14 protein-coding genes are annotated in these 20,044 nt (G+C 70.8%); 10 read left to right on the top strand and 4 right to left on the bottom strand.

The features are described from left to right. Positions 1-60: 60 nt before the first annotated feature. The 3 genes from recO to acpS all read left to right on the top strand — a co-directional run bounded on the left by recO (position 61) and on the right by acpS (position 2,075). Positions 61-774: a DNA repair protein RecO gene (gene recO / locus UYS_RS0204540; RefSeq protein ID WP_016854316.1), complete on the top strand. Its 714-nt coding sequence runs from the start codon at positions 61-63 to the stop codon at positions 772-774. A gap of 114 nt (positions 775-888) precedes the next feature. Next, positions 889-1,701, top strand: coding sequence for a pyridoxine 5'-phosphate synthase (gene pdxJ / locus UYS_RS0204535; protein WP_016854315.1), 813 nt, complete (start codon positions 889-891; stop codon positions 1,699-1,701). Then, the gene (gene acpS, locus UYS_RS0204530) at positions 1,698-2,075 is read left to right on the top strand and encodes a holo-ACP synthase (RefSeq protein ID WP_016854314.1); all 378 of its coding nucleotides are present in this window, start codon (positions 1,698-1,700) and stop codon (positions 2,073-2,075) included. Before pdxJ ends, acpS begins: the two co-directional genes overlap by 4 nt. 35 nt (positions 2,076-2,110) lie before the next feature. Here acpS and UYS_RS0204525 read toward each other — a convergent pair whose 3' ends face one another. Further along, positions 2,111-4,798 carry an ATP-binding protein gene (locus UYS_RS0204525; protein WP_016854313.1) on the bottom strand — a complete coding sequence of 896 codons (2,688 nt, stop codon included), beginning with the start codon at positions 4,796-4,798 and terminating at the stop codon, positions 2,111-2,113. A gap of 119 nt (positions 4,799-4,917) precedes the next feature. Between UYS_RS0204525 and cysM the strand changes: the two genes are divergently transcribed. The 5 genes from cysM to ppc are packed head-to-tail and all read left to right on the top strand — an operon-like array spanning position 4,918 to position 13,040. Beyond that, a complete protein-coding gene (cysM, locus tag UYS_RS0204520) occupies positions 4,918-5,814 on the top strand; it encodes a cysteine synthase CysM (protein ID WP_016854312.1) in 897 nt (298 codons plus the stop codon). A gap of 1 nt (position 5,815) precedes the next feature. After that, positions 5,816-7,249 carry a 23S rRNA (uracil(1939)-C(5))-methyltransferase gene (locus UYS_RS0204515; protein ID WP_016854311.1) on the top strand — a complete coding sequence of 478 codons (1,434 nt, stop codon included), beginning with the start codon at positions 5,816-5,818 and terminating at the stop codon, positions 7,247-7,249. Beyond that, positions 7,242-9,518, top strand: a complete 2,277-nt coding sequence (gene relA / locus UYS_RS0204510; RefSeq protein WP_026068344.1) for a GTP diphosphokinase — start codon at positions 7,242-7,244, stop codon at positions 9,516-9,518. Before UYS_RS0204515 ends, relA begins: the two co-directional genes overlap by 8 nt. Continuing rightward, entirely contained in the window at positions 9,515-10,354 is an 840-nt protein-coding gene (gene mazG / locus UYS_RS0204505) for a nucleoside triphosphate pyrophosphohydrolase (RefSeq protein ID WP_016854309.1), read from the top strand. The genes relA and mazG overlap by 4 nt, the downstream gene beginning before the upstream one ends. 37 nt (positions 10,355-10,391) lie before the next feature. After that, entirely contained in the window at positions 10,392-13,040 is a 2,649-nt protein-coding gene (ppc, locus tag UYS_RS0204500; RefSeq protein ID WP_016854308.1) for a phosphoenolpyruvate carboxylase, read from the top strand. Positions 13,041-13,155: 115 nt separating this feature from the next. On the opposite strand, the gene UYS_RS0204495 is transcribed toward ppc, so the two are convergent. The 3 genes from UYS_RS0204495 to UYS_RS16920 all read right to left on the bottom strand — a co-directional run bounded on the left by UYS_RS0204495 (position 13,156) and on the right by UYS_RS16920 (position 16,749). After that, the gene (locus UYS_RS0204495) at positions 13,156-13,740 is read right to left on the bottom strand and encodes a hypothetical protein (protein ID WP_016854307.1); all 585 of its coding nucleotides are present in this window, start codon (positions 13,738-13,740) and stop codon (positions 13,156-13,158) included. 85 nt (positions 13,741-13,825) lie between these two features. After that, positions 13,826-14,746: a ketopantoate reductase family protein gene (locus UYS_RS0204490; RefSeq protein WP_016854306.1), complete on the bottom strand. Its 921-nt coding sequence runs from the start codon at positions 14,744-14,746 to the stop codon at positions 13,826-13,828. Beyond that, positions 14,743-16,749, bottom strand: coding sequence for a DNA topoisomerase III (locus UYS_RS16920; RefSeq protein WP_016854305.1), 2,007 nt, complete (start codon positions 16,747-16,749; stop codon positions 14,743-14,745). The genes UYS_RS0204490 and UYS_RS16920 overlap by 4 nt, the downstream gene beginning before the upstream one ends. Before the next feature lie 135 nt (positions 16,750-16,884). Between UYS_RS16920 and UYS_RS0204480 the strand changes: the two genes are divergently transcribed. Together UYS_RS0204480 and UYS_RS0204475 are read left to right on the top strand one after the other, a co-directional pair. Further along, complete coding sequence (locus tag UYS_RS0204480; RefSeq protein WP_016854304.1) at positions 16,885-18,129, top strand: ABC1 kinase family protein; 1,245 nt, start codon at positions 16,885-16,887, stop codon at positions 18,127-18,129. 61 nt (positions 18,130-18,190) lie between these two features. Beyond that, the gene (locus tag UYS_RS0204475; RefSeq protein ID WP_016854303.1) at positions 18,191-20,032 is read left to right on the top strand and encodes an SEC-C domain-containing protein; all 1,842 of its coding nucleotides are present in this window, start codon (positions 18,191-18,193) and stop codon (positions 20,030-20,032) included. Positions 20,033-20,044: the final 12 nt, after the last annotated feature.

Raw genomic sequence — 20,044 nt, 5'->3', positions numbered from 1 at the left:
GCTTGGCCGCTTGGCCGCTTGGCCGCTTGGCCGCTTGGCCGCCTGGCCGAAGGACCGATCATGCAACCCCAGCCAGCCTATCTGCTGCACAAGCGCCCCTACCGCGAGACCAGCGCCCTGGTCGAGCTTCTGACGCTCGATCACGGGCGCGTGCGGGCCGTGGCGCGAGGCGTGCAGCGCCCTGGGAGTCGTGCCCGGGCGACCCTGCAGCCCTTCGCGCCGCTGCACATCACCTGGAGCGGTCAGGGCGAGCTCAAGCGCCTGTCGCTGATGGAGAGTCGAGCGCCGGCGGCGATGCTGGTGGGGGAGGGGCTGCTGTGCGGTCTCTACGCCAATGAGCTGCTCACCCGGCTGTTGCCGGTGGAGCTGCCGGTGGGCGATGTCTTCGCCTTCTACGCCGCCGCCCTGGAGGCGCTGCCGCGCCCGGACGGCCGGGCCGGTGCCTTGCGTCGCCTGGAACTGTCGCTGCTCGAGGCGCTGGATGCCGAGCCGCGCTTCTGCACGCCGGGCGGTGAGGCCCTCGATCCCCAGACCCGCTATCGCCTCGACGTCGATTCCCGCGCCTTCGTGGCCGCCGAGCGCGGCATCGACGGCCGTACGCTCAAGCTGCTGTCCGGCGGCGACTGGCGCGAGCCGGGTCTCGCCGGCCCGGCCAAGGCGGTGACCCGGGCGGCGCTGGCGCCGCTGCTGGGCAGCCGGCCACTGCGCTCCCGCGAGTGGATGCAGCAGCTGGTGGCGCGCCGCCGGGCCGGCGAGGACGCCGCCCGCGGCTGAGGGCACGGTCAACGGCCTGTGCCGAACGGCAGGCCAGGGCGCTTGGGCGACCGTCCGCTTACCCTTATCCTTGTGACCCTGTTTTCCTCGTATTCCGGACCTGGAGAGTTCCCCATGCATCCTCCCCGCATCCTGCTCGGCGTCAACATCGACCATATCGCCACCCTGCGTCAGGCGCGCGGCACCCGCTATCCCGATCCCGTCCAGGCGGCGCTGCTGGCCGAGGAGGCCGGGGCCGACGGCATCACCGTTCACCTGCGCGAGGACCGCCGGCACATCCAGGAGCGTGACGTGCGGCTGCTGGCGGAGGTGCTCAACACGCGCATGAATCTGGAGATGGCGGTCACCGAGGCGATGCTGGCGCTGGCCGAGGAGATTCGCCCGGCCCACGTGTGTCTGGTGCCGGAGAAGCGCGAGGAGCTGACCACCGAGGGCGGCCTGGATGTGGTTGGCGGCTTCGAGGCGATCGAGGCGGCCTGCCGCCGTCTCGCCGCGGCGGGCTCGGAGGTGTCGCTGTTCATCGACCCGGAGCCGGCGCAGATCGAGGCGGCGGCCAGGGCCGGGGCGCCGGTGATCGAGCTGCACACCGGGGCCTATGCCGAGGCCACCGGCGCGGAGGCGGCCGCCGAGCACGCCCGCCTGGTGGCCGCCGCGGAGATGGCCGGCGAGCTGGGGTTGACCGTCAACGCCGGCCACGGCCTGCACTATCACAACGTCGAGGCCATCGCCGCCATCCCGGGGCTTTGCGAGCTCAACATCGGCCACGCCATCATCGCGCGCTCGCTGTTCGTCGGCCTCAAGGAGGCGGTGGCGGAGATGAAGCGCCTGGCGATCGCCGGCCAGGAGGCGGGATTCGTGGCGGCGCTCGACGAGCACGACCACGAGCATGATCACGACCATCAGGCCGACGGCGGCTGCTGCGGATGATCCTCGGGGTCGGCACCGATATCGCCCGGGTGGCGCGCTTCGAGGCCGCCCAGGCGCGTCACGGCGAGCGCTTCGCCCGGCGGGTGCTGGGCGACGACGAGCTGGCGCGCTACCGGGAGCGCGGTCAGACGGCCGCCTTCCTGGCCAAGCGTTTCGCCGCCAAGGAGGCCTTCGTCAAGGCGCTGGGCACCGGGCTGCGTCACGGCATGCGCTGGACCGAGATCCAGGTCGTCAACGATGCCCTGGGGCGCCCGGCGCTGGTGCTGTCCGGGCGAGCCCGGGAGCTCGCCGAGGCCGAAGGCGTCAGGAACCTTCACCTGTCGCTGTCCGACGAGGCGGCCTTCGCCGTGGCCTTCGTGGTGCTCGAGGCCTGAGGCGGGGTGCCGGAGCGATCCGGCCCCTCGCCCGATCAGGCGGCGGACGGCGACGTCGAGGCGGGCTTAGCCGCCTGCCAGTCGCGCAGCGCGGCCATGGCCGCGTAGAGGTCCGGCAGCAGTGGCGTGACCGCGTCCAGCCCGCGGGAGCGCAGCCGGGTCTCCAGGGTCTCGGCCAGCAGCCCCAGGCGCGGCACGCCGCAGTAGCGGCAGGCGCCGTTGAGGGCGTGAATGGCGTCGAGCAGCGCCTCGGCGTCGCCGTCCTTCATGGCCTGGCGAACCTGGGCCTCGCTCTCGTCCAGCGAATCGATCAGCTGGCCCAGCAGCTTGCGGGCCAGGGCCTCGCGGCCGCCGGCCAGCTGGGTGCCGAGGGCCAGATCCACCGAGGCCAGCTCGTTATCGGTGGCCGGGTCGGCCCTCGGCGCCTCGTCGTCTTCGTCCAGCGCCAGGCCCACGCCCAGATGATGGCGCAGCAGGCTCGACAGCTGGGCCGTGTCCAGCGGCTTCTCGAGCACGCCGTCCAGCCCGTTCTGCAGCAGCTGGCGACGCTGCTCGTTCTGCACATGGGCGGTGACGGCGATGATCGGCACGTGACGCCAGTGTCCGCCCAGCGCGCGCAGGGCGCGCGTCGTTTCCACCCCGTCCATGCCGCGCATGCGGATATCCATCAACACCACGTCGAAGCATCTTTCCTCGGCCATGGCCAGCGCCTCCTCGCCGCTGGCGGCAAGCCCCACCTCCAGCTGCGGGCCGCTGATCAGCTCCTGCAGCAGCAGGCGATTGGATTCGGTGTCATCCACCACCAGCAGGCTCAGCGGCCCGTTGGGCGCCTGCGTCTGGCGATCCGGCTGCGGGTCGCGACGGGCCCGCGTCAGGGCGCGGCTGACCGACTCCACCAGCGTTCGCCTGGATAGCGGCTTGCTCAGGACCTCGCCGCCGTGAGGCAGCGGCAGTGCCGGGAGGTCTGGCGGGCTGGCGTTGACCAGCAGCATCGCCGGACATCCCAGGCACTCCAGTCGCCGCTGCAGGGCCGCCTGGCCCGATGGGGTGAGGTCGGCATCGGTCAGACCCAACACCGCCAGTGAGGCGTCGTGGCCAGGCGCTAGCTCCTCGCCGATCACGCGGCCTTCCCAGCGGCCCAGCAGATGCCGCAGGGCGGAGCGGGTCGGCCCGTGGGGTTCCTGCAGCACCACTCGCTGGCCGTCCAGCCTGATTTCGGGCTCGCGTTCTTCCGCGGCATCCGGCGGGCAGGCGAGCGGCAGGGTGAAGGAAAAGGTCGAGCCCTCGTTCGGGGCGCTCTCGACGCAGATCTTGCCGCCCATCTGCTCCACCAGCTGACGGCTGATGGCCAGGCCCAGGCCGGTGCCGCCGAACTCGCGCTGGTGGCTGGCATCGGCCTGGCGAAAGGCCTGGAAAAGCCGGCGCTGGGCGTCGTCGCTCATGCCGATGCCGGTATCGCTGACCGCCACGCGTAGCACCACGTGTCCGCCGCTGCGCTGTTCGACCATTACGCGGACGATGACGTCGCCGTGCTCGGTGAATTTCACCGCGTTGCCGACCAGGTTGGTCAGCACCTGGCGGATGCGCAGCGGGTCGCCGCTCAGCGTTTCGGGCACGTCGTCATAGACCAGGCCGAGCACCTGGATGCCCTTGGGCTGGGCCTGGGGCGCCTGCAGGCCCAGTACCTCGTCGACCAGTGCCACCATGTCGAGCTCGGCGTGCTCGAGCTCCAGGCGACCGGCCTCGATCTTGGAGAAGTCGAGCACGTCGTTGACCAGCATCAGCAGGTTGTCGCAGGCACGCTGCACGTGGTCGAGCCATTCGCGCTGGCGAGGGGCCATCTCGGTGCGTTGCAGCAGGCGACAGAAGCCGATGATGCCGTTGAGCGGGGTGCGGATCTCGTGGCTCATGTTGGCCAGGAACTCCGACTTGGCACGGTTGGCCTCCAGGGCGCGGCGGTGTGCCAGGTCCAGCTTGATGTTCTGCACCTCGATGGTTTCCATCGATTCCTGCAGCTCGCCGGTGGCCTGTTCGATCTGGGCCTGCAGGTCGTCGCGGGCCGAGGCCAGGTGCTCACCCAGGGCGTTGAGTCCCTGGGCGAGGCGGGCCAGCTCGGTTTCCTTCGGCACCGATAGGGGCTGAGGGGCACCGCCGGCGGTCAGCCACTCCAGCGAGCGGGTGACGTCTTCCAGCGGCTGGGTCAGCCGCCGGCTCAGGCCGTAGCCCACCAGGAACAGCAGCAGACCCACGATCATCAGCAGCAGCCCGCCGCCGGCCAGGTGGCGATAGTAGGTCAGTGGCAGCGTCGAGGCGTCGATGTCCAGCATCAGCAGGGCGCCGGGCGCCCCGGGCAGCGCCGCCTGCAGCCGCCAGTGACGACCGTCCTCGATCAACGCCGGGCCCTCTTGCGGCGAGAGATCCGCGGCCTGTCGCAGTCGACCCAGTTCCAGCCGGCGCTGGCCATCGGCGTCGCGAATGCTCAGGGCGCGCACGTCTTCCAGGTCGAGCAGGCGATCGGCGAGACCCTCCAGCTCGCGTGTGGCACCGTCCGCCAGCGCCCGGCCCAGGCTCGGCGTCAGCAGGTCGGTGGCCTCGGTCAGGCGCTCGCGCAGCTGCTGGCGATGGTGGCGATCTTCCAGTTCCGTGACCGCTACCACCAGCAGTGCGAACAGCACCAGGGGCAGGGCGAGGATGGCCAGCATCAGGCGGGTCTTCAAGGACATCGGGAGGGCTCGTCGGCTGGAGTGTCGTGGCCCAGTATGCCACAGCCGAACAGGATGCCTGTCCAGTGTCGGTGCCCGAGGATATAATGCCGAAAAGACGTTTCCAGAAGGACGGTTGCATGCATTTCCCCACCCTGGAGGAGACCATCGGCCACACGCCGCTGGTCCGCCTGAAGCGCATCACGGCAGGGCGCAACAACACCCTGCTCGCCAAGCTCGAGGGCAACAATCCGGCCGGGTCGGTCAAGGACCGTCCGGCGCTGTCCATGCTCGAGCAGGCCGAGGCGCGCGGAACCATCACTCCGGGCGACACCCTCGTCGAGGCGACCTCGGGCAATACCGGCATCGCCCTGGCCATGGCCGCGGCGATCAAGGGCTATCGACTGATCCTGATCATGCCGGAGAACGCCTCCAGCGAGCGCAAGCAGGCCATGGCCGCCTACGGTGCCGAGCTGATCGAGGTCAGCCGCGAGGGGGGCATGGAGGCGGCCCGCGACCTGGCCGAGACGATGATCGCCCGCGGCGAGGGCAAGCCGCTCGATCAGTTCGCCAACCCCGACAATCCGCTGGCACACTACCAGGGCACCGGCCCCGAGCTGTGGGAGCAGACCGGTGGCACCATCACCCATTTCATCAGCTCCATGGGCACCACCGGCACCATCATGGGCGTCTCGCGCTACCTCAAGGAGCAGAGCCCCGAGGTGCAGGTGGTCGGCCTGCAGCCGGAAGATGGCGCCAGCATCGCCGGTATCCGCCGCTGGCCCGAGGCCTATCTGCCGGGCATCTTCGAGCCCGCCCGCGTCGACCGGGTGCTGGACATCGGCCAGGCCGAGGCCGAGGATCATATGCGTCGCCTGGCCCGGGAAGAGGGCATCCTGGCCGGCGTGTCGTCCGGCGGGGCGCTCGCCGGGGCGCTGCGCGTTGCCGAGGAGGTCGAGAACGCGGTGATCGTGTTCATCGTCTGCGACCGTGGCGACCGCTATCTGTCCACCGGCCTGTTCGCCCCGGAGTCCTGAGGTGGGGCTGGGACAACGACGCCCCGCGCGGGCGAGCTCCGGCGTCTCGGGGCTGCAGACGGCGAAACGCGGCAAGAAGGCCGCCCGTGGCGGCGGCGATCAGGGCGCCATCCTGACGATCGATGGCCTGGCCCATGACGGTCGCGGCGTGGGGCGTCTGGCCGACGGCAAGACGGTGTTCGTCGACGGAGCCCTGCCGGGCGAGCGCGTCGAGATCGCCGTGCATCGGACCCGCCAGCGCTTCGACGAGGCCCACGTGCGCGAGGTGGTCGAGGCCTCGCCCGAGCGCGTCACGCCGCCCTGCGTCCACTACGGCACCTGCGGCGGCTGCGACCTGCAGCACCTGAGCCTGGACGGGCAGCGTCGTCACAAGCAGGCGGTGCTGCGCGAGCTGCTGGCCCGCCAGGGCATCGCCCCGGACGGCGAGCCCGAGCTGCTGGCGGAGGCCGGTGAGGGCTATCGGCGCCGGGCGCGCCTCGGCGTCAAGGTCGACGCCGAGGGCGGAGTGCACCTGGGCTTCCGCGCCCGGCACAGCCACCGGCTGGTGGATCTCGACGACTGCCCCATTCTGGTGCCGGCGCTGGCCGACTTGCTGGCGCCGCTGCACCGGCATCTGGCCGAACTGGAGGCGCCGCGGCAGGTCGGCCATCTGGAGCTGTCCTCGAGCGACGCCGGTGTGACCCTGGTGGTCCGCCAGCTGCGCGAGCACGACGCCGATACCCGCCGCTGGCGCGAGTTCGCCCTGGCCCGCGGCTTGCATCTGGCGCGCTGGGTGGGGCGCGAATCGCCGACCTTCGAATGGCTGACGCCGGCACCGGACCTGCACGCTCACCTGGCGGTCGACGAACGTTCGCTGCGGCTGGGTTTCGCCCCCGGCGATTTCCTGCAGGCCAACGAGGCGGTCAACCAGCGCATGGTGACCGAGGCGCTGGCATGGCTCTCGCCGCTGGCGCCCGGCGAGCGGGTGCTCGACCTGTTCGCCGGGGTCGGCAACTTTAGCCTACCGCTGGCGGCCCTGGGCGCCGAGGTGACGGCGGTGGAGGGCAGCCCGGCGATGGTCGAACGGCTGGCCGACAATGCCCGCTGCAACGCGCTCGAGGTGACGGCCCGTCAGGCCGACCTCAACCGCAGCGAGGCCGTGGGCGCCCTGTTCGACGCGCCCGGGCTGCGCCACGTGCTGCTCGACCCGCCCCGCGACGGCGCCGAGGCCGTGTGCCGGGCGCTGGCCGAACGACCGGTGCCGCGGGTGCTCTACGTGTCCTGCGATCCGGCCACCCTGGCGCGGGATGCCGCGCATCTGGTGCAGGCGGGCTACGTCATCCGGCGGTGGGCGGTGGCCGACATGTTCGCCCACACCGCCCATCTGGAATCCATGCTGCTGCTCGAGCACCCGGACGCCGGGCAGCGGGACGAAGGAGCGTCAAGCGATGGTTAAAGTGCGGGAAGATCAGCCCCTGACCGAGTGGGGGACGGTCGATATCCCCCGCTGGGTCGAGCGTCTCCAGGACGACGTCAAGCTGCGCGACGGCGACGAGATGCGCGTGGCCTGCGAGCTGGCCCAGCGACTCGAGCAGGAGTCCGACCGGCCTCACAAGACCTGGCTCAAGGACGGCTCGAGCTTCCGCATGGGCCTGGAAATGGCCGATATCCTCGGCGAGCTGCGCCTCGACCAGCCGGCCCTCGAGGCCGCGGTGCTGTATCGCGCGGTGCGCGAGGGGCTGATCGATTTGGCCGAGGTCACCAAGCGCTTCGGCCATGAGGTCGCCGGGCTGATCGACGGCGTGCTGCAGATGGCCGCCATCAGCACCTCCCAGATGCCGAGCCAGGGGCTGAGCCAGCACGACCAGCAGGACAACCTGCGCAAGATGCTGGTCAACATGATCGACGACGTGCGTGTGGCGCTGATCAAGATCGCCGAGCGCACCTGCGCGCTGCGCCAGGTGCGCGATGCGCCGCGCGAGAAGCGCCTGCAGGTGGCCCGCGAGGTGTTCGATATCTACGCACCGCTGGCCCACCGGCTCGGCATCGGCCATCTCAAGTGGGAGCTGGAGGACCTGTCCTTCCGCTACCTGCACGAGGAGGACTACAAGACCATCGCCCGCCAGCTGGCCGAGAAGCGCCTCGACCGCAACCGCTACATCGAGGACGTGGTGTCCACCCTCGAGGGGCTGATGGAGGCCCAGGGCATCCATCAGTACCAGGTGGACGGGCGCGCCAAGCATATCTATTCGATCTGGCGGAAGATGAAGCGCAAGCACATCGACTTCTCCCAGGTCCACGACATCCGCGCGGTGCGCATCCTGGTCCCCGAGATCACCGACTGCTACACCGTGCTCGGCATCGTCCACTCGCGCTGGCATCACGTGCCCACGGAGTTCGACGACTACATCGCCAACCCCAAGAAGAACGGCTACCAGTCGCTGCACACCGCGGTGTTCGGCCCCGAGGGCAAGGTGCTGGAGATCCAGATCCGCACCTTCTCGATGCACGAGGAGGCCGAGCTCGGGGTCTGTGCCCACTGGCGCTACAAGGGCCATGACACCAACGCCCGCAGCGCCAGCTACGAGGACAAGATCGCCTGGCTGCGCCAGGTGCTCGAGTGGCAGGAGGAGGTCGGCGACTTCGGCGACCTCCGCGAGGGCCTGTCCAGCGACGTGGCGCCGGACCGCATCTACGTCTTCACCCCCGACGGCCACGTCATCGATCTACCGCGAGAGGCCACGCCGATCGACTTCGCCTATCGGGTGCACACGGAGGTCGGCCACCGCTGTCGCGGGGCCAAGGTCAACGGGCGCATCGTGCCGCTGACCTACCGGCTCAGCACCGGTCAGCAGGTCGAGATCCTCACCGCCAGCAAGGGCGGCCCGAGCCGCGACTGGCTCAATCCCAACCTCGGCTATGTGTGCACCTCCCGGGCACGGGCCAAGATCCAGTCCTGGTTCAAGCATCAGGCCCGCGACCGCAACCTCGAGGAGGGACGGATCCTCTTCGAGCGCGAGATGAAGCGTCTCGACGTCGGCGACATGGACCTCACCCGGCTGGCCAACCAGGTCAACTACACCGGTCCCGAGGACATGTACGCCGCGCTCGGCGCCGGCGACCTGCGCATCGGCCAGGTGCTGCACCAGGCCCAGCAGCTGTTCGGCGAGAGCGATGATCAGGAGCAGCTCGACAAGCTGCTGGCCAAGCCGCGCAAGGCCGCCGACAAGCCCGATGGCAACGGCATCACGGTGCTCGGGGTCGGCAACCTCAAGACCAGCATGGCCAACTGCTGCCACCCGGTGCCCGGCGAGTCGATCGTCGGCTTCATCACCCAGGGCCGCGGCGTCACCGTGCACCGCGAGGACTGCCCGAACATCCTTCAGCTGCGCCTCGACGAGCCCCAGCGGGTGATCGAGGTGGAGTGGGGCGAGCGGGCCCGCACCCAGTATCCGGTGGACATCGAGATCCAGGCCTGGGACCGCTCGGGGCTCTTGCGCGACGTCACCGCGGTGCTCAGCAACGAGAAGGTCAACGTACTGTCGGTGAACACCCTGACCGATACCGATGACGGCATCGCGCGGATGCAGATCACCCTGGAGGTGGACGGCCTGGAGACGCTCGGGCGGCTGTTCTCGCGCATCCAGCAGCTGTCGAACGTCATCGAGGTGCGTCGCCTGCGCAGCGGCGGCAAGAGCCACAAGAAGAAGGGCAAGAAGCCATGAGCGAGCGCCGCTTCGATCTCGACGACCTGCTGACGCTGATGGCGGTGCTGCGCGACCCCGAGCAGGGCTGCCCCTGGGACGTGAAGCAGCACTGGGACAGCATCGTGCCCCACACCCTGGAGGAGGCCTACGAGGTCGCCGACGCCATCGAGCGGCATGCCTGGGACGAACTGCCGGGCGAGCTGGGGGATCTGCTGTTCCAGGTGGTCTACTACAGTCAGTTCGCCGCCGAGGAGGGCCGCTTCGATTTCCATGAGGTGGTCCATGTCCTCACCGCCAAGATGCTGCACCGTCATCCCCACGTCTTCCCCGACGGCACCCTGACCTCGCGGCGCGAGGGCGTGAGCGCCGCCGAGGTGGAAACGCAGCAGGTGCATTCGCGCTGGGAGTCGCTCAAGGCCGAGGAACGCGACGCGCGGGCCGAGGACGCGGCCGTGACCTCGGTGCTGGACGATGTGCCGCGCAATCTGCCGGCGCTGTCCCGTGCGGCCAAGCTCTCCAAGCGGGCCGCCCGGGTCGGCTTCGACTGGCCGGACCCCCGCGGGGTGATCGCCAAGCTGCGCGAGGAGCTGGCCGAGGTCGAGGAGGCGCTGGCCGAGGACGATCATGACCATGCCAGGGAAGAGGTCGGCGATCTGCTGTTCGCCGCCGTCAACCTGGCGCGCACGCTGGATGCCGACCCCGAACGTTGCCTGCGGGTCACCAACGGCAAGTTCGAGCGCCGCTTCCGTCAGGTGGAGGCCGCCCTGGATGACGAGGGCGTGCCGCTGGCGGAAGCGGGGCTCGAGCGCATGGAACGACACTGGCAGGCGGCGAAGCGACAAGAAAAAACATAACGATATCCCCACCCACGAGGAAAGGAGAAGCCTGGACATGAGCCACGACCTGCACGAATCGCTGCGGGACAACGTCCGCATCCTGGGCGACAGTCTGGGACGTACCATTGCCGATGATCTCGGCAAGGACTTCGTCGATCGCATCGAGACCATCCGCGGTCTTGCCAAGCAGGGTCGCCAGCGCGAGGCCGATAGCAACCGTCAGCTGATCGACTACCTGCGGGGCCTGCCGGACAGCGACCTGCTGCCGGTGACCCGGGCCTTCAACCAGTTCCTCAACCTGGCCAACATGGCCGAACAGCACTACCGCGCCCGCTTTCGCCGGGTCGAGGACTACAAGCCCGGCGCCCAGCCGGTGCTCGGCGAACTGCTCGAACGCGCCCGCGACGAGGGCCACACGCCGCGCAAGCTGGTCGAGGCGCTGGCCAACATGCGCGTCGAGCTGGTGCTGACCGCGCATCCCACCGAGGTCATCCGCCGCACCCTGATCCAGAAGTACGACGCCATCGATGAGTGCCTGACCATCATCGAGTCTTCGGCCGACTATCCCGAGCGCGCCGCCCGCGCCCACGGCCGCCTCGAGGAGCTGATCAGCCAGGCCTGGCATACCGACGAGATCCGTCACGAGCGCCCGACGCCGGTCGACGAGGCCCGCTGGGGCTTCGCGGTGATCGAGAACTCGCTGTGGCAGGCGGTGCCGGACTTCCACCGCGACCTGGACAACCTGCTGCTCGATACCGCCGGCGAGCGACTGCCGCTGGACGCCGCGCCGATCCGCTTCGCTTCCTGGATGGGCGGCGACCGCGACGGCAACCCCAACGTCACCGCCAAGGTCACCCGCGAGGTGCTGCTGCTGGGCCGCTGGATGGCCGCCGACCTCTACTCGCGCGACCTCGAACAGCTCAAGGCCGAGCTCTCCATGTGGAAGGCCAACAGCGCGCTCAAGGCCGAGGTGGGCGACGTCGCCGAGCCCTATCGCGAGCTGATCAAGCGCCTGCTGAGCAGGGTCGAGGCCACCCGCGACTGGGCCCAGGCCCAGCTCGACGGCGTCAACCACGACGGCGGGCCGATCATCGAGACCCGCGATCAGCTCTACGCGCCGCTGCTGGCCTGCTATCGCTCGCTGTGCGACGTCGGCCTCGACACCATCGCCAACGGCGTGCTGCTCGACACCCTGCGCCGGGTCTCGGTATTCGGCGTCACCCTCACCAAGCTCGACCTGCGCCAGGAATCCACTCGCCACGAGCAGGTGTTCGAGGAGCTCACCGATAGCCTGGGGCTCGGCCACTACCGCGACTGGAGCGAGGAGCAGCGCCAGGAATTCCTGCTCAACGAGCTGTCTTCCCGCCGGCCGCTGATTCCGCGTCGCTGGGAGTGCTCCGCCGAGACCCGCGAGGTGATCGACACCTTCCGCGTGATCGGCTCCGAGCACGTCGAGGCGCTGGGCACCTACATCATCTCCATGGCCGGCCAGCCCTCCGACGTGCTGGCCGTGGCGCTGTTGATGAAGGAAGTGGGCGGCGAGGCCACGCTGCCGATCGCGCCGCTGTTCGAAACCCTGGACGACCTCAACCGAGCCGGCGACGTCATCGACCGACTGCTGGCGCTGCCGGGCTATCGTCGACTGGCCGGTGATCGTCAGGAAGTGATGATCGGCTACTCGGACTCCGCCAAGGACGCCGGCCAGCTGGCCGCGGCCTGGGCCCAGTATCGTGCCCAGGAGACCCTGGTCGAGGTATGCCGGCGTCACGACGTCGACCTGACGCTGTTCCACGGCCGCGGCGGCACCGTCGGTCGCGGCGGCGGCCCGGCCCACGCGGCGATCCTGTCCCAGCCGCCGGGCTCGGTGAACGGCAGCCTCAGGGTGACCGAACAGGGCGAGATGATCCGCTTCAAGTTCGGCCAGCCCGACATCGCGCTGCGCTCCATGGAGATCTACGCCTGTGCGGTGCTCGAGGCCTCGCTGCTGCCGCCGCCGACGCCCGAGCCGGCCTGGCGCGAGGAGATGGATCGCCTCGCCGGCGTGGCCCACCAGGCCTACGTGGGCGTGGTGCGCGAGGACCCCGACTTCGTGCCCTATTTCCGCTCGGTGACGCCGGAGACGGCGCTGGGCCGCCTGCCGCTGGGCTCGCGCCCGGCCAAGCGTCGCCAGGAGGGCGGCGTCGAGACCCTGCGGGCCATTCCCTGGATCTTCGCCTGGACCCAGACGCGCCTGATGCTGCCGGCCTGGCTGGGCAGCGGCGAGGCCTTCGCCAAGCGCCTCCAGGAGCCGGGCGGGCTCGAGGTGCTGCGCGAGATGCGCGACCGCTGGCCGTTCTTCGGCACCTATCTCGACATGCTCGAGATGCTGCTGGCCAAGGCCGATGTCAGCATCGCGGCCTACTACGAGCAGCGCCTGGTCGACGAGCCGGCCCTGCAGGCCCTCGGCGAGCGGTTGCGCGAGCGCTTCGGTCGTCTCAACGGCGCGGTGCTGCAGATCCTGGATCAGGACGAGCTGCTCGAGAGCACGCCGCTGATCCGTCAGGCGGTGGAGGTGCGCAATCCCTACATCGACCCGCTGCACGGCCTTCAGGCCGAGCTCCTGCAGCGTAACCGCGATGCCGACGGCGCGATCAGCGGGGATCTTTCCCGGGCGCTGATGGTGACCATGGCCGGCATCGCCGCCGGGCTGCGCAACACCGGCTGATCGCTGGCCAGCACCTGCGACAGAACACCCCGAGGGCCTCGGCCCTCGGGGTTTTTCGTTGTGGGTGTGCGGTGGTGCGCGTTGGGTCGTAGGCGCGGGTGTCTGAGGGGGGCGGCTAGAAGGGCATGTGCACCGAGGCGGTGACCATATTGAGATGTTCGAGTGCCGGATCGTCGACGCGCTCCATTTCCAGCCGGCTGACCCAGTCGTTGGCGAAGCCGAATCGGGCACCGATGCCGTTGACGCGGGTCATGCCGCCTTCGGAGAGCTCGGGCGCATGGCCGCTGGCGGCCTTGCCCTGCCAGCCGGCGAGTCCCGACTTGGCGTAGAGGCCGAGCGCACCGAAGCGCACGCCGGCCATCAGGCTGCCGCCGAGGCTGGTGGTGTCGAGCAGGGTGCTGCGGGTGGCGCCGGACACGGGCACGTCGTTGCTTTCCCGATAGCGGACCTCGGCGCCGAAGTCGAAGCTCGGCAGCCCCCGGGGCGAGATGCCGGTGGTCAGCCGGAAGCCCGAGGTCACGCCGTCGGGGCTTTCGACGTTACCGCCCAGCAGCCGCATGCCGTTATCGAAGTGAGCAAGATCGGTGGCGTCGCCGGCAAAGGCGGGCTCGTCGGAACCCGCCAGCGCGGGCGTGACGCCGATGGCGGGGAACAGCAGCAGGGCGATCAGCGTCGACCGCCAGGAGTCCGGGATCTTCATCGCTCAGGCCTGGGAAGGGGAGCCCGTCGGGTGTCATCAACAAGATGAGGCTAGCAGGCGACACCCGAAACGGCCAGGCGCGGCATCATCCGGCGGCGCTGGAGGCGGACACGGTGTCGGCCGCGGTCAGGCGGGCATGGAGCCCCGCCAGCACGGGCGTGGCCAGGCCGTGGCGGCGCCCGGCGGCGAGCAGCGGGCCGAGAATGGCGTCGTGCTCGGTGGGCCGGCCGGCCAGCACGTCCTGCAGCATCGAGGCGCGATTGTTGGCGGTGGCCGACACCACCGACCACACCCGCGCCGACCAGCCCTCCGCCGGGGCCGGAATGGCCTCGGCGGCCATCACCGCCGAGACTTCCTCGATCACGGCCTCGACCATGGGCCGGAAGGGGCGGTCGCGCAGCTGGCCGTTGCGGATCCGGAAGCGGGCCACCAGCGGATTGATGGCGGCGTTGACGGCGAGCTTGTGCCACAGCCGTACGCGGATATCGTCGACGGCGCGGGCGGCGAGGCCCGCCGTCGAGAGCCTGGCGGCGACCGTTTCCGCCAGTTCGGCGTGACGGCCGGCGAGATCGCCGATCACCGTCTGCCCGCGCCCGGCATGCACCACGCCGGCGTCACCGTCGAGGTACGCGCCTTCGGTGGTGCTGGCGCACAGCACCGGGCCGTCCCAGCGTTCGCTCAGGCGCGGCTGCACGCCGTAGCCGTTCTGCCACAGCACCAGCGGCGTGTCCGGCGCCAGCCGGGGCGCGATCGCCTCGAAGGCGGCCTCGGCGGCGTAGGCCTTGGTGGTCAGGTGAAGGATATCGGCGCGTGCGGCGAGTCCGTCGGCCAGCGTCGCGGGGGTGACGCTGTCGATCTCGTGCGAGTGCGTCTCACCGGTCGGGGTGGTCAGGGTCTGACGACGCGGCGGCTCGCGGCGGCCGATCAGGGTGACGGGCATCGTGGCGGCCAGGTGCAGCGCCAGCAGGCGCCCGACGGCGCCCGGCCCGAGGATCAGCGTGTTCATGAGGACGTGCTCCGCTTGCGTCGGGCGGTGCCGGTGCCGGCCTTGGTGCCTCTCGTGGCCTTGCCGGCGGCGCCGCGCCGGCCGCTGCTCTTGCTGCCGCCTTTGCCGGCGCTCCGGCTTTTTGCGCCGCGTTTCCCCTTGCCGCCCGACTTGCCCGAGCGGGCCGCCGGCTCGGCGCCCCGGGCATCGGCCAGAGACTGGCGCATGCGGCCGGCGTCGGCGCGGCCCAGCAGCGTACGCAGATCGGTGACGAGGGCGTCGAGGAAGGGCGCCGGGGCGTCGCCGTCCTCGGCGATGGCGGAGAGCCGCTGTTCCCACAGGGCGGTGCGCTCGGGGCGGCTCACGGCCTCGGGCAGCGAGGCGATCAGGGCGTCGCCGAGGCGGGTGGCGCGCAGGGCCTTGCCCTCGCGCACCAGGTAGCCACGGGTCTCCAGGGTCTCGAGGATGCCGGCGCGGGTGGCCTCGGTGCCCAGGCCGTCGGTGTCGCGCAGGGTGCGGCGCACCTCCGGGTCGTCCACGTAGCGGGCGATGTTCATCATCGCCTTGATCAGGCTGGCGTCGGTGAAGGGTTCCGGCGGGCGGGTCTCGCGGTCCTCCACGCCGGCGTCCTCGACGCGGCACGCCTCGCCCTCGTCGAGCGGCGGCAGCGGCGGGGCCTCGTCGCGGGTGGTGAACAGCGGCTTCCAGCCCGGATCGAGGATCTCCTGGCCGCGGGCGCGGAACCGTTCACCGATGATGGTGAACTCGGCCTTCACCTCGCGGGTCGAGAGCGCAGGATAGAACTGGGCCAGCACGTTGCGCGCGATCAGCCGGAAGACGTCGGCCTCCTGGCGTGAGAGCGTCGCCGGATCGGCGGTCTTGCCGGTGGGCGCGAGGGCGTGGTGGGCGCCGACCCGCTTGTCGTTCCAGGCCTTGGAGCGCTTCGAGAAGTCGGCGCCGGCGAGCCAGCCGCGCAGGGTGTCGTCGCCGGCGCAGGCGCCCTCGAGGGTGCGGCGGGCGCCGGCGAAGTGCTCCTCGGGCAGATAGCGGCAGTCCGAGCGCGGATAGGTGATCAGCTGGTGGCGCTCGTAGAGGCGCTGACAGATGTCCAGCACCGCCTTGGCCGAGAGCCCGTGGCGGCGGGCGGCGTCGACCTGCAGCGCCGACAGCGAGTAGGGCAGGGGCGCGGCCTGGCGCTTGTCGTGGCGCTCGAGCTTGGACAGCTGGCCCTCGGCGCCGGGCAGGCGTTCGGCCAGCGCGGCCGCCGGGGCACGCTCGATCAGCCGCCCCTGATCGTCCAGCGGGTGCGTCTCGCCGGGCGCCCACCAGGCCCGCAGGCGGCCGCGGGAAACGGCCAGATCGGCCCACAGCACATAGAAGGGCCGCGGCTCGAAGTCGCGGATCTCTGCGTCGCGACGCACCACCAGGCCCAGCACCGGCGTCTGTACCCGGCCCACCGAGAGCACGCCGTCGTTCCCCGCCTGTCGGCCGATCAGCGTCCAGGCGCGGGTCAGGTTGATGCCGTACAGCCAGTCGGCCCGGGAGCGGGCCTGGGCGGCGCGGTAGAGCGGCGCATAGCGGGCGTTGTCCTCCAGCCGCGAGAGCGCGCGCTTGACGGCCGGAGCGTTGAGGTCGCTGACCAGCAGTCGCGACACCGGCCCCTTCCAGCCCAGGTGCTCGATCACTTCCTGTACCAGCAGCTGGCCCTCGCGGTCGGGGTCGCCGGCATGCACGACCTCGCCGGCCTGCTTGAGCAGCCGGCGGATCACCGCGATCTGACCCTTGGCCTTGGGTCGCGGGGCGAGTTTCCACTGCTCGGGCAGGATCGGCAGGGTATCGAGCCGCCAGCTCTTGAGGGCGGGGTCGTAGGCCTCGGGCGGGGCCTGTTCCAGCAGGTGGCCGAGGCACCAGGTGACGGTGGTGTCACCGGCCACCAGGGCGCCGTCCTCTCGGCGAACGGCGGCGGGCAGGGCCTCGGCGATGGCCCGGGCCAGGCTCGGCTTCTCGGCGATGATCAGGCGCATGGCGTCTCGTCGGCGGGGTAAACGTCGATAGGATGAAAGTCATGGGGATTCTTACAGTATTTGTCGCGGGTCGCCAGGGGTAAGATGGTGATCCGTTGTACAATGCTTGTCTCACTTTATCGGAGGGCGTGATAGATGCGCGAACGCGGTCGCACACGGCGCCTGCTGGGCCTCGGCACTCGCACCGGCGGTGCCCTGCTGCGCACCCGGCTCGGCGGGCAGGCCGACTGGCGTGCCCTCGGCGAGGCGCTGTTCGAGGGGCTTTCCGAGCTCAAGGGGCCGGCCATGAAGCTGGCTCAGGTGATGTCGCAGTGGGATGACCTGCTGCCGCCGGACCTGGCCGATGAGCTGGCCCGGCTGCAGCGTCAGGCCACGCCGATGCCCTGGGAGGCCATCCGGGGGACCCTCGAGGCGCAGTACGGCGACCTCGAGGCGGTCTTCGCCGAGGTCGAGACCGCGCCCTTCGCCAGCGCCTCCATGGGCCAGGTGCACCGGGCGGTGACGCGAGACGGCGAGACGGTGGTGCTCAAGGTGCAGTATCCCGGCCTCGCCGAGGTGCTGGAGGGCGATCTCGCCCAGCTGCGCCGCCTGATGCGTCTGGGGCGCTGGTTCAAGGTGCCCCAGGCGCGCCTCGACGCGCTGTTCGAGGAGCTCGCCGCCGGCCTGCGCGACGAGCTCGACTATCGCGCCGAGGCCGAGCATCTGGCGCGCTACCGGGCGCGCTACGCGCATCTCGATTCGCTGGTGATCCCCGAGCCGCTGCCCGATCTCTGCGGGCCCCATGTGCTGGCCATGCGCCACGTGGCGGGTACGCCGCTGCGCGAGCTGGAGGATGCCGACGACGCCGTGCGCCAGCGGGTGGCCACGACGCTGGCCGACTGGCTGATCGAGGAGCTGTTCACCTTCGGCGAGCTGCACGCCGACCCCCATGCCGGCAACTTCGCCGCCGATGAGCAGGGTCGGCTGGTGATCTACGACTTCGGCGCCGTCATCCCGGTGCCGCGCAAGCGGCTGGCGGCGATGATGCGCCTGCTCGAGGCCACCCTGGCCGCGGACCCCATGGCCATGGATGCGGCGATGCTCGAGCTGGGCGGCCGCCAGGGCGAGGGCGCGCCCCTGGCGCTCTATCGCGAGGCCGCCGAGGCGGTAGGCCCGCTGTTCGCCCCCGGCATCCAGGACTTCGGCGACGTGCGCGTGCATCGCCGGCTGCGCGAGCTGAGCCCGCGGGTGTGGGCGGCCATGGATCGCCTGCAGCCGCCGGCGGACACCCTGCTGCTGTCGCGGACCCTGAACGGCCACTACTGGAATCTGGTGCGCCTCGGCGCGCGGCTGGACATGGATGCCCGGGTGAGGCCGCTGTTCGCGAAGGTATCACGCTGAGCGGCTGCCAGCCCGGCGCGCGGCTGGTAGACTGTGCGGTTTTTCGGCAGGGGAGACGGCCATGCTGGCGGTATGGGTAGAACAGCTGCTGGGGTTCGCCTCGGGCGCCCTCAAGGCGATTCGCGAAGACGAGCGTTATCCGACGCTGATGGCCTGGGCCCGCGAGGAGGGTCCCAAGCTGACCGGGGATCCGGCCATGGCCCAGGCGCTGGCTCCGGAGCTGTGGTCGCAGACCCCGCTGGCGCGGCTGGACTTCGAATGCGAGGCGCTGGCCCGCCCGGGGCGCAACGAGCCCTGCTGGTGCGACTCCGGGCGCAAGACCAAGCGCTGCTGCGGCGCCGTCAGCCTGCCGGGCGATGTGCCCGATCACCTGATGTGGATGCTGTCGCTGCGCGAGTGGAAGGGCGATACCCTCAAGGCCGCGCTGGCCAGCGGCAAGGCGCCCGCCCAGGCGCTGCTCGAGGCCGGGCTGATCGCCGCCGAATCCGGCCAGCGCGGTCGCGCCCAGCAGATCCTCGAGTCGCTGTTCGAGACCGCCGACTGGTCGCGCCTGCCGGAGCAGGCCGAGCCGGCCTTCGAGATCCTGGTCGATCTCTATCAGGAGCGCGGATTCCATCGCAAGCGCGAGGCGCTGCTCGACGCGGTGCTCGATCGCGGCCCGCTGTTCCTGCGCGGCGTGGCGCTGGAGCGGCTGTGCCTGATGCACCTGGACAACGATGACCTGGACAGCGCCCGGGCCGCCTTCGTGCGCGCCCAGCAAGCGCTGCCGGACTCGCCGACCCTGGCCTACATCGAGGCCATGCTGCTGCTGCATGAAGGGCACGAGGAAGAGGCCCGCGAGCGCTCGAGCTTCTGGTTCCGCCGCCTGTCCCGTCAAGGCGAGCTCGATCCCGACCAGCTGCAGTTCCTCTCCGACCTGGCCGATAACCCCGGCGCGACCCTGGCCGAACAGCTGCTCAACGCCGAGGAGGACCTGGCCGAGCCGCTGGTCGCGCTGCAGGCGCTGCTCGAGTCGCTGGACGGTGCACCGACGCTGGACCTGCGCGTCGAGGAGGACCAGCTGGCCTATCACCGCAGCGCCCGGGAAGACACGCTCTATGCCGGTTTCCGCGCGGTGTTCCCCGCCGAGGTCGAGAACGAGGCCCCGCTGGGCTTCGATGACGATCCCTGGCAGGCGGCCGGCGACTGGCTGCCGGCGCTGTGTGCCCAGCCGGAGTGGCTCGATTCGCCGGCGGTGGTGCAGTCGCTGGCGCTGGCGCTGACCAGCCGCTTCGGCAGCCTGCCGTGGATGGCGCCGAGCCTGTTCGAGCCGCTGGCCGAGCGCCTGGAACGTTGGCTGGATCAGGCACGCGAGGCGGCGTCCGGCGAGGCGTCGCCGGGCGACGCCTCACTGGACTGGGACGCCGCCGATAACGCCATGCTGCTGCGCACCGGCCTGGCGCTGGTGGTGGGCATGGAACGCGGCGCGCGGCAGCGTTCCCGGCATCTGGCCGAGCGGCTGCTCGAGCTGGATGATCGTGACAGCCTGGGGCTGCGCGAGCTGGTGCTCGACCAGCTGCTGCGCGAGGGCCGCGACACCGAGGCGCTGGCGCTCAGCGAGTCGGCGCTGGCCAAGCCGTCCGAGGACGAGGCGGTGCTGGGGCTGCTGATGGGCCGGGCGCTGGCGCTCTACCGCCTGGAGCGCCTCGACGAGGCCGTCGAGGCGCTGAGCGAGTCCCGGCGCCACAACGGTCACGCCCTGTCGCTGCTGTGCGCCGAGAATCCGCGTCCGGCCAGCCCGTCGGGCGACGGTACGGCGGCGCCCGGTTCGCGGGCCGAGGCCTGGCAGTACCGCACCCTGATGCGTGACCAGTGGCGCGCCACCCCGGGCGCGCTGGAATGGCTCGCCGGTCGGCTGGACTGAGCGGCGGGGCCG

The organism is Halomonas smyrnensis AAD6, from assembly GCF_000265245.1.
Classification (GTDB): Bacteria; Pseudomonadota; Gammaproteobacteria; order Pseudomonadales; family Halomonadaceae; genus Halomonas; species Halomonas smyrnensis.
This window is presented reverse-complemented; position numbering and strand designations above follow the sequence as displayed.

Excerpts from the sequence above, each read along its gene's own strand:
- UYS_RS0204490 (WP_016854306.1), bottom strand. The coding sequence starts at position 14,746 with ATGAACACGCTGATCCTCGGGCCGGGCGCCGTCGGGCGCCTGCTGGCG.
- UYS_RS0204480 (WP_016854304.1), top strand. The coding sequence starts at position 16,885 with ATGCGCGAACGCGGTCGCACACGGCGCCTGCTGGGCCTCGGCACTCGC.
- UYS_RS0204525 (WP_016854313.1), bottom strand. The coding sequence starts at position 4,798 with ATGTCCTTGAAGACCCGCCTGATGCTGGCCATCCTCGCCCTGCCCCTG.
- relA (WP_026068344.1), top strand. The coding sequence starts at position 7,242 with ATGGTTAAAGTGCGGGAAGATCAGCCCCTGACCGAGTGGGGGACGGTC.
- UYS_RS16920 (WP_016854305.1), bottom strand. The coding sequence starts at position 16,749 with ATGCGCCTGATCATCGCCGAGAAGCCGAGCCTGGCCCGGGCCATCGCC.
- UYS_RS0204495 (WP_016854307.1), bottom strand. The coding sequence starts at position 13,740 with ATGAAGATCCCGGACTCCTGGCGGTCGACGCTGATCGCCCTGCTGCTG.
- mazG (WP_016854309.1), top strand. The coding sequence starts at position 9,515 with ATGAGCGAGCGCCGCTTCGATCTCGACGACCTGCTGACGCTGATGGCG.
- UYS_RS0204475 (WP_016854303.1), top strand. The coding sequence starts at position 18,191 with ATGCTGGCGGTATGGGTAGAACAGCTGCTGGGGTTCGCCTCGGGCGCC.
- ppc (WP_016854308.1), top strand. The coding sequence starts at position 10,392 with ATGAGCCACGACCTGCACGAATCGCTGCGGGACAACGTCCGCATCCTG.
- pdxJ (WP_016854315.1), top strand. The coding sequence starts at position 889 with ATGCATCCTCCCCGCATCCTGCTCGGCGTCAACATCGACCATATCGCC.
- cysM (WP_016854312.1), top strand. The coding sequence starts at position 4,918 with ATGCATTTCCCCACCCTGGAGGAGACCATCGGCCACACGCCGCTGGTC.
- acpS (WP_016854314.1), top strand. The coding sequence starts at position 1,698 with ATGATCCTCGGGGTCGGCACCGATATCGCCCGGGTGGCGCGCTTCGAG.
- recO (WP_016854316.1), top strand. The coding sequence starts at position 61 with ATGCAACCCCAGCCAGCCTATCTGCTGCACAAGCGCCCCTACCGCGAG.